General features: G+C 62.8%; 9 protein-coding genes. 6 read left to right on the plus strand and 3 right to left on the minus strand.

The genetic code is table 11. The annotated features are described in order from the left end of the window. Positions 1-28: 28 nt before the first annotated feature. From EX00_RS02655 to EX00_RS02680, 6 genes are all read left to right on the plus strand, one after another. Positions 29-790 carry a M48 family metallopeptidase gene (locus EX00_RS02655; protein WP_047453863.1) on the plus strand — a complete coding sequence of 254 codons (762 nt, stop codon included), beginning with the start codon at positions 29-31 and terminating at the stop codon, positions 788-790. Positions 791-881: 91 nt separating this feature from the next. Continuing rightward, positions 882-1550 carry a phosphoribosylanthranilate isomerase gene (locus tag EX00_RS02660; protein ID WP_047453864.1) on the plus strand — a complete coding sequence of 223 codons (669 nt, stop codon included), beginning with the start codon at positions 882-884 and terminating at the stop codon, positions 1548-1550. A 2-nt stretch (positions 1551-1552) separates the two neighbouring features. Then, a complete protein-coding gene (trpB, locus tag EX00_RS02665) occupies positions 1553-2767 on the plus strand; it encodes a tryptophan synthase subunit beta (protein ID WP_047453866.1) in 1215 nt (404 codons plus the stop codon). Between the two features lie 10 nt (positions 2768-2777). Then, the gene (trpA, locus tag EX00_RS02670; protein WP_047453868.1) at positions 2778-3617 is read left to right on the plus strand and encodes a tryptophan synthase subunit alpha; all 840 of its coding nucleotides are present in this window, start codon (positions 2778-2780) and stop codon (positions 3615-3617) included. A 110-nt stretch (positions 3618-3727) separates the two neighbouring features. Further along, on the plus strand, positions 3728-4639 hold the full coding sequence (accD, locus tag EX00_RS02675) for an acetyl-CoA carboxylase, carboxyltransferase subunit beta (RefSeq protein ID WP_047453870.1): 912 nt from the start codon (positions 3728-3730) through the stop codon (positions 4637-4639). A gap of 90 nt (positions 4640-4729) precedes the next feature. Continuing rightward, positions 4730-6025: a bifunctional folylpolyglutamate synthase/dihydrofolate synthase gene (locus EX00_RS02680; protein WP_047453950.1), complete on the plus strand. Its 1296-nt coding sequence runs from the start codon at positions 4730-4732 to the stop codon at positions 6023-6025. 64 nt (positions 6026-6089) lie between these two features. Here EX00_RS02680 and trxA read toward each other — a convergent pair whose 3' ends face one another. The 3 genes from trxA to addB all read right to left on the minus strand — a co-directional run bounded on the left by trxA (position 6090) and on the right by addB (position 13235). After that, positions 6090-6416 carry a thioredoxin gene (trxA, locus tag EX00_RS02685; protein ID WP_047453872.1) on the minus strand — a complete coding sequence of 109 codons (327 nt, stop codon included), beginning with the start codon at positions 6414-6416 and terminating at the stop codon, positions 6090-6092. 74 nt (positions 6417-6490) lie between these two features. After that, positions 6491-10057 carry a double-strand break repair helicase AddA gene (gene addA, locus EX00_RS02690; protein WP_047453874.1) on the minus strand — a complete coding sequence of 1189 codons (3567 nt, stop codon included), beginning with the start codon at positions 10055-10057 and terminating at the stop codon, positions 6491-6493. Continuing rightward, positions 10050-13235 carry a double-strand break repair protein AddB gene (addB, locus tag EX00_RS02695; protein WP_047453876.1) on the minus strand — a complete coding sequence of 1062 codons (3186 nt, stop codon included), beginning with the start codon at positions 13233-13235 and terminating at the stop codon, positions 10050-10052. The genes addA and addB overlap by 8 nt, the downstream gene beginning before the upstream one ends. Positions 13236-13238 lie beyond the last annotated feature (3 nt).

Consider the following 13238-nt stretch of genomic DNA (forward strand, 5'->3'; position numbering starts at 1 on the left):
CCGAGCGAATCGTATAAAACTGCCTTTCATGTTTCCGCTTCTGTCCAGATCCCGCCGATCCGCTCCCCAACCGCCCGCGCCGGAAACGCGCACGCTGGACGTTGCCGGCCGGCTGATGCCGCTGACAATTCGCCAGAATGAGCGGGCGACACGGATCACGCTGCGGATCGAGCCCGGCGGGCGGGCGCTGAAGATGACTATTCCGCGCGGTCTTGCCGCGCGCGAGATCAACGCCTTCCTCGATCGGCATCAGGGCTGGCTGTTGACCAAGCTCGCGAAATTCTCCACCGAAAGCAGCCTGCGGAGCGGCGGCGAAATCCTTCTGCGCGGCATCCGCCATCGCATCGAGCACACCGGCACCCTGCGCGGCCTGACCGAGGCGACCACTATCGACGGCGTACCGGTCCTGCGCGTCAGCGGCATGCCGGAACATGCCGGCCGGCGCATCGCCATCTTCCTCAAGAAAGAGGCCCGCGCCGATCTGGAAAGGCTGGTGGCGGTGCATGCGGGAGCGATCCGCGCGCCCGTCTCCTCGATCAGCATGAAGGATACCCGCAGCCGCTGGGGCTCCTGCTCGTCCGAGGGAAATCTGAGCTTCTCCTGGCGCATCGTCATGGCGCCGCCGCTGGTGATCGACTACCTCGCCGCCCACGAGGTCGCGCATTTGCGCGAAATGAACCACGGCCCGCGCTTCTGGGCGCTCTGCCGCAAGCTCTGCCCTGATATGGACGAGGCCAAGACCTGGCTGAAGCGCCATGGCAGTCACCTGCATGCGATCGACTTCGATTGAGCCATATTCGGCTCCGCAAGAGACGCGTAAAATTCCCGCGCACGTCGCGTTTAGGCTCGACTCTTTTGAATTTTCATGTCACTCCGCTGCCATGAACCCCGATATCAAAATTTGCGGTCTGAAAACGCCGGAAGCTATGGATCGTGCGCTTGAGCGCGGCGCCACGCATGTCGGTTTTATCTTCTTTGAAAAGAGCCCCCGCTATATCGAGCCGGATCTTGCCGGCAAGCTTGCCGAGCGCGCTCGCGGCAAGGCGAAGATCGTGGCGGTGACGGTCAATCCGACCAATGACGATCTTGATGAGATTATCTCGCTGGTGCGTCCGGATATTCTTCAGCTCCACGGCAATGAAAGCCCGGAGCGTGTGCTGACGATCAAAGCAGTCTATAATGTGCCTGTGATGAAGGCGCTTGCCGTGCGGGACGCCGACGATCTGAAGCGGGTCGAAGCCTATATCGGCATTGCCGACCGCTTCCTACTCGACGCCAAGCCGCCGGCCGGTTCTGAGTTGCCGGGCGGAAACGGCGTGTCCTTCGACTGGAGCCTTTTGAGCTGGCTCGACGATCGCGTCGACTACATGCTGTCCGGCGGCGTGAACAAGGACAATGTCGCGCTAGCGCTTGCCTCCACCAAGGCCACCGGCATCGATCTTTCATCCGCCGTCGAAAGCGCGCCGGGTGTGAAGGATCTGAACAAGATCGACCAATTTTTCGACGCTTTTGCAGAAGCATGCCTGCCGGAACCGGCAGCAGGGAGTTAAGAGTGAACCAGACGCCAAAGCTGAATTCCTTCCGCGCCGGTCCCGATGAAGACGGCCGTTTCGGTATTTATGGTGGCCGCTTCGTCGCTGAGACGTTGATGCCGCTGATCCTGGACCTGCAGGAAGAATGGGAAAAGGCGAAGAACGATCCGGCCTTCCAGGCGGAGCTGAAATCGCTCGGCACCCATTATATCGGTCGCCCGAGCCCGCTTTATTTCGCCGAGCGCCTGACGGCCGAGCTTGGCGGCGCCAAGATCTATTTCAAGCGCGAGGAGCTGAACCATACCGGCTCGCACAAGATCAACAATTGCATCGGCCAGATCCTGCTCGCCAAGCGCATGGGTAAGACCCGCATCATCGCCGAGACCGGCGCCGGCCAGCATGGTGTCGCTTCGGCGACCGTTGCCGCCCGCTTCGGCCTGCCCTGCGTCGTCTACATGGGCGCGACCGATGTCGAGCGCCAGGCGCCGAACGTTTTCCGCATGAAGCTTCTCGGCGCCGAGGTCATCCCGGTGACGGCTGGCAGCGGCACGCTGAAGGACGCGATGAACGAAGCGCTTCGTGACTGGGTCACCAATGTCGACGACACCTATTATCTGATTGGCACGGCCGCCGGCCCGCACCCCTATCCGGAGATGGTCCGTGACTTCCAGGCCGTGATCGGCATAGAAGCCAAGCAGCAGATGCTGGAAGCCGAAGGCCGCCTGCCGGATCTCGTCATCGCCGCCGTCGGCGGCGGTTCGAACGCGATCGGCATTTTCCATCCCTTCCTCGATGACGAGAGCGTCAAGATCGTCGGCGTCGAAGCCGGCGGCAAGGGCCTGCAGGGCGACGAGCATTGCGCCTCGATCACCGCCGGCTCGCCCGGCGTCCTCCACGGCAACCGTACCTACCTGCTGCAGGACGGCGACGGTCAGATCAAAGAGGGGCATTCGATTTCGGCTGGCCTCGACTATCCCGGCATCGGCCCGGAGCATTCCTGGCTGAATGATATCGGCCGCGCCGAATATGTGCCGATCATGGACTATGAGGCGCTGGAAGCCTTCCAGACGCTGACGCGCCTTGAAGGCATCATCCCGGCGCTGGAGCCGAGCCACGCGCTCGCCGAAGTCATCAAGCGCGCGCCGAAGATGGGCAAGGACGAGATCATCCTGATGAACCTCTCCGGTCGCGGCGACAAGGACATCTTCACCGTCGCCAAGATTCTGGGAATGTGAGTTAGACACCATGACCGCACGTATGGACAAACGCTTCGCCGCTCTGAAGGCTGAAGGCCGCCCGGCACTCGTCACCTATTTCATGGGTGGCGATCCCGATTATGATACTTCGCTCGGCATCATGAAGGCGCTGCCGGAAGCCGGCGCCGACGTCATCGAGCTTGGCATGCCCTTTTCCGATCCGATGGCCGATGGCCCGGCGATCCAGCTCGCTGGCCAGCGCGCGCTGAAGGCCGGGCAGACGCTGAAGAAGACGCTGCAGCTCGCAGCCGACTTCCGCAAGACGGATGTCGAGACGCCGATCGTACTGATGGGTTACTATAATCCGATCTATATCTACGGCGTCGAGACCTTCCTCGATGACGCGATCGCCGCTGGCATCGACGGCCTGATCGTTGTCGACCTGCCGCCGGAAATGGATGACGAGCTCTGCATCCCTGCGATCCGCAAGGGCATCAACTTCATCCGTCTGGCGACGCCGACTACTGACGAAAAGCGCCTGTCGACCGTGCTGAAAAACACATCCGGTTTCGTCTATTATGTCTCGATGAACGGCATCACCGGCTCGGCCTTGCCGGATCCGTCCCTGGTGTCCGGCGCCGTCAAGCGCATCAAGCAGCATACCGATCTGCCGGTCTGCGTCGGCTTCGGCGTCAAGACGGCCGAGCACGCCAAGGTCATCGGCGGCTCCGCGGATGGCGTGGTCGTCGGCACGGCGATTGTCAACCAGATCGCCACCAGCCTGACCAAGGATGGCAAGGCCGGGCCCGACACTATTCAGTCTGTTGCGACGCTGGTGCGAGGCCTGTCGACGGGAACGCGCTCGGCGCGCCTTGTTGCCGCCGAATAGTTTTCCCACAAAGGCTGGACCCTTCGACCGGAAACGGTTGAAGAAAAGGCCTATGGGCATTAGGTGACGACTACGATATCGATTAAGTCAGTCGATCAGGAGTTTTCGAATTGAACTGGATCACCAATTACGTCCGCCCGCGGATCAATTCCATGCTGGGCCGCCGCGAAGTGGCGGAAAATCTCTGGATCAAGTGCCCGGAGACCGGCGAGATGGTCTTTCACAAGGATCTGGAAGACAATAAGTGGGTCATTCCTGCTTCCGGCTTTCATATGAAGATGCCGGCCAAGGCCCGCCTTGCCGATCTTTTCGACAAGGGCGAATATGAAGCGCTGGTCCAGCCGAAGGTCGCGCAGGACCCGTTGAAGTTCCGCGACTCGAAGAAATATGCCGACCGCCTCAAGGACAGCCGCGTCAAGACCGATCAGGAAGACACGATCGTTGCCGGCGTCGGCAAGGTTCGCGGCCTGAAGCTTGTGGCCGTCGTCCATGAGTTCAATTTCATGGGCGGTTCGCTCGGCATTGCCGCCGGCGAGGCTATCGTCAAGGCGTTTGAACGTGCCATTGCCGAGAAATGCCCGCTGGTGATGTTCCCGGCTTCGGGCGGCGCCCGCATGCAGGAAGGCATTCTGTCCCTGATGCAGCTGCCGCGGACGACGGTTGCCGTCGACATGCTGAAGGAAGCCGGCCAGCCCTATATCGTCGTCCTGACCAATCCGACGACCGGTGGTGTTACCGCCTCCTATGCCATGCTCGGCGATGTCCACCTGGCGGAGCCGGGCGCGGAAATCTGCTTTGCCGGCAAGCGCGTCATTGAACAGACGATCCGCGAAAAGCTGCCGGAAGGCTTCCAGACCTCGGAATATCTGCTCGAGCATGGTATGGTCGACATGGTCATCAAGCGCCACGATATCCCCGATACGCTGGCGAGGCTTCTGAAGATCCTGACCAAGGCTCCGGCAAATGATGTGTCCGCGAAAAGCCTGAACGGCGCGGCTGTGCCATTGGTGGCGAAGGGCTGACCTGAACACATGACTTAAAAGCGGAGGTGCGGGGTGACGGCGATGGATCAATCCGCAGTGAGCGAGGCAGCGCAGGAGATCGACAAGCTGATGGGGCTGCACCCCAAGGGCTACGATCTCTCGCTGGACAGGATCACTCGTCTCCTCGACCTCCTCGGCAATCCGCAGGCGAAGCTACCGCCCGTGATCCATGTCGCCGGCACCAATGGCAAGGGGTCGGTGACGGCCTTCTGCCGCGCGCTTCTGGAAGCAGGCGGTTACAGTGTGCATGTCCACACCTCGCCGCATCTCGTCAACTGGCATGAGCGCTACCGCATCGGCGTCAAGGGCGGCCGTGGCGGACTGGTCGCCGACGCGGTCTTTGCCGAAGTGCTGCGGCGCATCGCCGACGCCAATGGCGGTGAGAAGATCACGGTGTTCGAGATCCTGACGGCCGCCACCTTCATCCTGTTTGCCGAGCATCCGGCCGATGCCGCTGTGATCGAAGTCGGCCTCGGCGGCCGTTTCGATGCCACCAACGTCATTTCCGATCCGGCCGCCTCGGTGATCATGCCGATCTCGCTCGATCACCAGCCCTATCTCGGAGACAAGGTCGAGCTGATCGCCGCCGAAAAGGCCGGGATCATGAAGGCCGGCCGGCCCGTCGTCATCGGCCATCAGGACTATGATGCGGCCCTGGACGTGCTGATATCGACGGCCGAGCGGCTGCGTTGCCCGACCGCCGTCTTCGGCCAGGATTTTTCCGCCCATGAGGAATATGGCCGGCTGGTCTATCAGGATGAATTCGGCCTCGCAGACTTGCCGCTGCCGCGCCTGCCGGGCCGGCATCAATATGCCAATGCCGCCGCCGCCATTCGCGCCGTCAAGGCCGCAGGCTTTACCGTCACCGAGGCGATGATGGAAAAAGCGCTGATCTCGGTCGAATGGCCGGGCCGCCTGCAGCGCCTGACGGAGGGCGCGCTGTTGCCGCATGCGCCTGAAGGCGCGGAAATCTGGGTCGATGGCGGCCATAATCCCGGTGCCGGCGAGGTCATCGCCGAAGCCATGGCCAGTTTCGAGGAGCGTCAGCCGCGCCCGCTATTCCTGATCATCGGCATGATCAACACAAAGGATCCCGTCGGTTACTTCAAGGCTTTCACCGGTTTGGCGGAAAAGGTCTATTGCGTGCCGATCCGTGGTAGCGAGTCGATGATCGACCCGGTCATCCTGGCCAATTCGGCTTATGATGCCGGTCTGGTGGCCGAACCGATGTCGACGGTCCGTCAGGCGCTGGATGAAATCAGGGAACTCGCCGTGCCCAACATGCCGGCTCCGCGCATCCTGATCGGCGGCTCGCTCTATCTCGTCGGCGATGTCCTTGCCGACAACGGCACGCCGCCGAAGTAATGCATCCGGTCAATAAAAAAGCCCGGACGAGCCGGGCTTTTTGTTTCACTCAATCGATACCTGATCAGGCAGCGGCAGCGCCTTTGATCCAGTTTTCCAAAGCCGACTTCGGAGCGGCGCCAACCTTGATGTCGGCGACTTCGCCGGCCTTGAACATGGCAAGCGTCGGGATCGAGCGAACGCCGAACTGGGCAGCCAGTTCCGGGTTCTCATCGATGTTGAGCTTGGCGACCTTCACCTTGCCTTCGAATTGCACGGCGAGCTCTTCGAGAGACGGGGCGATCATCTTGCACGGGCCGCACCATTCGGCCCAGAAATCAACAATGACAGGCTCTGCGGACTGAAGAACTTCGGAGGCGAAGTTGGCATTATCGACTTTAACGGTAGCCATAGGCTGCTCCTTATCAGGATTTGCTGTTGCTAGATATGTGAGCGTGTCGCCCTTCAATTTCAATATGTGGTATTTCACTTTGTTTTGAGCTCTGCAAGCGCCAATGCGAGCGCCTCGCCGGAGAGCGTGTGGATCGAGGCATTCTCGGTATAGACGAGCACGCAATCGATACGTTTGCCCGGATAGAGTGGCGACAGGATCTCGCGATAGATGGCAAGCTGCGCCCGATGCGCGAACGGAATCTGTTCGGCTGAGCGCGGCGGCACGCGGTTGGTCTTGTAGTCGAGGATGACGACGCGGTCGTCGAGCACGGTCAGCCGGTCTATGCGGCCGGAGACGGCATAGGCCTGGTCATCGAGCGTCAACGTGCCCATGATCGAGACTTCGGCCTGAGCATGGGCGCTGAAAACGCCCTGCAATTCCGGGTGCGCCAGCAGCGCCATGACAGATTCGATCAACACATCGCGCTCCGCTTGCGGCCAGAAGCGTGCGGCCCGTTCGGCATAGCGCCGCGCCGCCTCGGTACGATCCGCCGGCGCTATCTCCGGCAATGTCTGCAGCATGCGGTGAATGAAGCGGCCCTTTTCCAGCGAGCGATCCGATTTGGCCTTTTCGGTAAACAGCGGCGAGGCGACCAGCAGATTGTCGGCCTCGTCGTCGATAACGGTGCCGGCGCCGGAGGGGCTGAGCGGCCGCGGCAGGTTTTGCTGCGGCGGCAGCGGGCGGCTGAGCCCGGCGGGCAGCGCGCCACGATCGATGATCGTTTCCGCCTGTTCCATGCGCTCGAAACTACGCTCGACCTGGGTGACGCGCCAACTCAATCCTTGCCACTCGCCATCCGGCCCCGAGAAGCTGACGGGCGTGCAGCGTTCACCGTCCTGCCGCAGCGCCGCGGAAATCATGGCGTGCCATGTATCGGCGTTCTCACGGATGCCGCGATAGCCGCAGATGATCAGCCGGTCGGCGGCGCGGGTCATGCCGACATAGAGCAGGCGGCGATATTCCTCTTCCGTCAGCGATTGCAGCCTGGCGGTGTCGGCCTGGGTCAGTGAATTGGCCAGTGCCGAGACCGGCACCCAGACCGGCAGCGGGATATCTTGTTTGCCGGTCTCGATCAGCCGCATCTTCGGCAGATGCGTATGGGTAAAGGCCTTGCCGCCGCCATCGACGAGGAAGACGATCGGCGCCTCCAGACCCTTGGAGGCGTGCACGGTCATGATCCGCACCTCGTTGCGGCCCTTGTCCTGCTCGCGCTTCACCGTCGGCGCTTCCAGCTCCAGCGTCGAGACGAAGGATTGCAGGCCCGGCAGGCCGGAGGTCTCGTGGTCGAGCGTGAAGGTCAGGAATTCATCGAGGATATCGCTGACCTCGGTGCCGAGCCGCGCCAGAAACTGTCGCCGGCCGCCGAAGCTGCCGAGCACGCGGGCGTAGAAATCATGAACGGACAGGCTTTTCGACAAAGCGAGGAAGGTTTTCAGCCGGTCGACCGCATATCGGAACCGCTCATTGCCGTCATCGGCGAATTTCTGCAGGTGGGTCCACACGCTTTCATTGCTGTCGCGAAGGGCGGCGACCGCAAAGACGTCGTCTTCACCGAGATCGAACAACGGGCTTTTCAAAAGAGCCGAGAGCGAAAGGTCGTCTTCCGGTAGCAGCAGAAAACGGCCGAGCGCTAGAAGATCCTGAATGGCAATATGGCTGGTCAGCACCAGGCGGTCGGCGCCGGCGACGGGGATATTGTTGCGTCGCTTCAGGGCGCGGGTCAGCGCATTGACGAAGCTGTCGCGCTTGCGCACCAAGACGAGAATGTCGCCGGCCTCGATGAAACGGGCCTTGCCCTTGTCGACGATCGTCTCGCGGCCGATGAGATTGCCGATCGTCTGCGCCATCCGCCGCGCCAGGATCGCTGCCGGTGCGCTTTCCGGTGTCGAATCGAAGGGTGCCGTCCAATCCTCTTCCTTCGCCGCCGGCTCCGGCGCGATCATCTCCCAGAGATCGACGGCGCCGGGATGACCGATGCGGCTTGAGCGATGCACGACCGGTTCATCGACGGCGCTCAGCCCCCGGGCATTTTCCGGCGCGGTGAAGACATGGTCGACGGCGGCGAGCACATCGGCGGTTGAGCGGAAGGAGAGCGGCAGGCGGATCGAGGAAAACTGCTGGCCGCTGGTCGCCACCCGCCGCCGCGTCCGGTCACTCTCCTCGGAAAAACGTTCGGGCCGCGCACCCTGGAAGGAATAGATCGACTGCTTCTCGTCGCCGACCGCGAAGATGGTTCGCAGCGTCTGTCGGGCGCTTTCGCCGGAGAAGAAATCCTCCGCCAGAGACTGGATGACACTCCATTGGATCGGGCTGGTATCCTGCGCCTCGTCGACGAGAATATGGTCGATGCCCTGATCCAGCTTGTAGTGGATCCAGGGGCCGACATCCTTCTTGGTCAGGAGATCGGCGGTGCGGGTGATCAGATCCTCGAAATCGAGCTGGCTGCGGCGTTTCTTCAGCTCTTCATAGTCGCGGTTCAGCCGGTCGGCCAGAACGAGCGCCGCGCGGGTGGCGCGATACATCCGCATCAGCTTCAGTCTGTCGCGGCAGGTGACGACATGGGCGCGGGCAGCAGCCACGGCCTCGGCAAGCGTGGGCGCGTCCGCCAGCATCGCCTTGACGAAGAACTGGCTGTCCGACTTCGGCTCGCCCTTGCCCGTCAGCATCACCTTTTCGAGGATGTCCGCACGGGCGACCGGATTCGCCTCACGTTTGGCGAGACGCAGTGCATAGGCAACCTCCTGCGCCTTCGCGCCGCCCTTCTGGTCGGCAAGCGTGAGATAAAGTTCCAGCGTCGCGCCGGAGAGGCCGGGCAGCGGCCAATATTGCTCCGCAATGCCGGTCTCTGTATCATCGGCTGAAAGACCGAGCCGGGCAAGCAGCGCGGCATCGATACCGTCTTTCCGCTCTGCATCCGTGGTAAAGCGGCGAATGGCGTTGCGCTTGGCGACGATATCGCCAAACAGCGTCTCCAGGCCCGATTCATCACCGAGATTGAGAACGTAGGAAAAGGCTTCCGCAAGTTCGGCATCCCGCTGCGGCGTCGTCGCGGTCAGCAACGACCGGCGGGCATCCTCCAGCAGGGTCGCGGCGGCGCGGTCGTCGAGCACGGAGAAATGGCCGGCGACATTGGCTTCCAGCGGAAATTGATGCAGTAGCGCCTCGCAGAAGGCGTGGATTGTCTGGATCTTCAGCCCGCCCGGCGTTTCCAGCGCTTTGGCAAAGAGCCGCCGAGCCTCGGCGAGCTTGAACAGATCCGGCGCCACACCTTCGATTTCGGCGATCCGGGCCTTCAATTCCTCATCAGATAAGGTTGCCCAGGCGGCAAGCCGGTCGAAGACACGGTTCGACATTTCGGAGGCGGCGGCCTTGGTATAGGTCAGGCAGAGAATGGCCGAGGGATGCGCGCCGGCGAGCAGCAGGCGGATAACGCGCTGTGTCAGCACATGCGTCTTGCCCGAACCGGCATTGGCCGAGACCCAGGCGGAACGCTCGGGATCGGAGGCGATGGATTGCTGCACCGTCGTCCAGCCGATCCACGCGCCGGCATCGTCGCTATCGGGCAGGGCGGCCAGTTCGCTTACGGGAAGGTCACTCATCGCCGCCACCCTCCTGCTCGGTCTCCGCCGTCGACCATTCCGAGACGCGGGCGAGGTGATCGTAGTCACCGCCATATTCGAATTGCTGCGCCGGGATCAGCCGCGAGGAGAAACCCTTTTCGCCGGATTGGAGCAGGGAAACGAATTTGACGAGCTGGTCCATCGACTCTTGCGCCAGATCCAAAGCCGATTTCGTTTCCGTCTTGCCGCCACGGCTCGAGAGCTCGTTGTTGACCTGATCGACCTTGAAGCGATCTCCGGGCCTCAACCGGACATAAAGCAGGTTTTCCGGGACGAGCGCGTCGATATCACGGAAGGCGCCGGCCTTGAGCGCATAGGCTTCCAGCGCCAATTGCGGATCGAGCAGCGTGCGGGCCTGCGCCGGCGAGGGATTGTAGCCGGTCTTATAGTCGATGATATCGGCAGCCTTGCCACCTTTGAAGTCGATACGGTCGGCGACGCCGGTCAGCCGGATGCCGATCGGCTCGATCTGGACACCGGCCGGCACTTCCGTTGCCGTCTTGCGGATCTCCGGCCGTCGCTCCGCTTCCCAGATAAGGAAAGCGCGCGCGACTTCACGGAAGCGCGGCCGCCAGACGCTGTCGATATGAACAGGCAATTGCTCGGCGTCGAACAGTTCGGTGAGGATACGGTCCATAGCCAGCGATGCATCCGGCGTGCCGGCAATGTGGCCCTCGCGAATGAAGCGGTCGATGATCTTGTGATAGAGCGTGCCGCGCGCGGCCGGACCGGGATCGCGGTTGAACGGATCGATCGGATCGAGCCGCAGCACGCGTCGGGCATATATCGCGTAAGGGTCACGGCGGAGACGGCCGACCTCGCTGAAGGAATAGCTTTTCGGCTGCAGCTCGGCGGGCGGTCGCGGCGCCGGTCTTTGCGCCGGGGCCTGGTTCTCGCCCTGATCGATCATTCCGGCCCAATGACGGTATTGATCGCCGCGCGCCTTCAATTCGCTTGCAAAAGCTTTGCCGCCCAGCGCCATCAGCCGCTGCAGCCAGCGCGACGCCACGGTCGGTGTCGAGCCTTGGCGCAACGCGCGCGAATAGATCAGGTCGCGCGTGCCGTTCGCCATTTCGAAATCGTGGGCGAGTTGGCCGATGCGCCGCTCCGGCGGCTCCAGGCCAATCTCGGTTTTCATGGTGCGGGAAATGAAGGGATTGTTGGCGGTCTGTCCCGGCCAGGAGCCTTCGTTCAAGCCCCCGAGGATCAGCGTATCGACGCTCTGCAGGCGGGCTTCCAACGTGCCGAAGATGAACAGGCGCGGATGGCTCAAGGCGCGCGGCTTGACGGCTTGACCTGCACAGAGTGCGGCCACGATATCGATCCATTGCGACCCATCCGCTTCCAGTTGGCCGTCGGTGCCGATCACTTCCTTCAGCAAGGTGGCGAGTGTATCGCCTGCCTCGCCGGACCAGAGTGTCGCCAGATTGCCGCGTTCGTCGGCGGCCACGGCTTCAAGCGCCCGGCCAGTGTGATCGGCCCAGTCGGAAAGCGTGGGAAGCGCATCGGAAGGCTGAAGCGCGGATGTCAGTGGTTCGCATGCCTTGGTAACTTGCCCGGCCAGTTCGCGCGCCCGGTCCACCGCTTCGGGAGGCAGCGATTTGCGCCATTGCGGCATATGGCGGTTCTTCGCCTGTTCGGCAAGCTGGCGGTCGAGCAACGGTTCCAGCGCGCCGATATCGACATCGGCGATGCCGCCTCTGAGCGCCAGGATTTCCAGCGCGTCGACGCCGAGCTGCAGCGCGCCCTGTGGAAGGCCAAAACGGGCGAGGGGATGCTTGAGCAGCGAAACGATGGCTACGGGATCGCCGGGGCGAAGCGTCGCTTCGAGCAGCAATTGCAAGAGCGCGCCCTGCGGCGTCGCAGTCAACGGCGTACCGGCCGAATCGTCGGCGGTGATGCCGAAGCGCGCCAGTTCCGCCGTCACCCGCCGCGCCAGATTGCGATCCGGTGTGATCAGCGCCGCCTGGCTTTCGCCACCATCCCGTCCGGGTTTTTCGAGAGCTAAACGCAAGGCGATAGCAATCGCCGTTGCCTCTTCGCGCTCGTTGGCCGCCTCGATCAGTGCGACATCGGCAAAGGCGTTGCTGATTGCGTCAGGAGCAAGCGTTTGCTGCCACGCTCCCCAGCCGCTGGTCGCTTTCGCCGGCGCCAGGGCACGCGACAGGATCTCAGCGCGCATCTGCATGTCCCCAGTCGCATCGGCAACGGTTTCGACATCACTCCGGGGCGTGTGCAGCCTCTTCAGCAGCAGCGACAGACCATATTGCGAATGGCTGCGCGTCGTCGGATCGACCCTTTCGCCGATACCGGTTTCCGGTGCCACCAGCTGCCAGTCCTCTTCCGGCATGGACAGATCGAGCCCGGGCAGGACGATGACTCCTTGCGGCAGGGAGGCGACAGCCGCGATCAGCTCCGCCGTTGCCGGCACGGAACCGGTCGAGCCGGCGATGATGATCGGACCGGCATGCTGCATCGTGGCGATCCGTTGCGCCTCGGCGCGGAGGATAGCGTTGCGGTGGCGTGCGGGCGAGGATTTGCCGAGCTCCTCCAGTCGAGCCGGCCAGAAGGCGCTGGCGATCTGCAGGAATTCGGCGGTCAGTTGCCACCAGAGCGCATGGTCGTCGGCGCTAAGATCGGCAAGCGCTGCCCAGTCGCGATCCTCGGTCTCGATGGAATCGATCAGTTCGGCAAGGTTGCGGGCGAGCCAGATGGCATCCGCCGGGCTTGCGGGCGCGACCAGCGGCGAGTCCGAATGGATGTCACGGACGATCTGCGGCAGCTTGTTGCGCCAGGCAAGGATCAGCCGCGCCAGTTCCAGCAGTCGGGCGGTGTTGGCAAGCGGTTGCGCCAGATCGGCGGTCGCCGGCAGCGCCTCCTCGAAATAACCACTGTCGTCATCGGTCTCGCCGAGCGGGCGAATGACCGGCAGGATGGCGGAACGGCCGCCGAGGAGGTCGACGAATTCCGAGCGCAGCACGCGCGCCGCGCGCCGTGTCGGTAGGAAGATGGTGACCTTGGCGAGCGACAGCGGATCGCTCGGATCATGGCGGAAATGCTCGGTCAGCCGGCCGTCGCAAAGGGCGCTGGCAAGGGTCTTCAGGAAAGGCAGGCCCGCCGGGATCGTCAGGATGCGTTGCCGGTGGCCGCCCGTCATCGT

It is taken from the genome of Martinezella rhizogenes, assembly GCF_000799715.1.
In the GTDB taxonomy this organism is placed as follows: domain Bacteria; phylum Pseudomonadota; class Alphaproteobacteria; order Rhizobiales; family Rhizobiaceae; genus Rhizobium; species Rhizobium rhizogenes_C.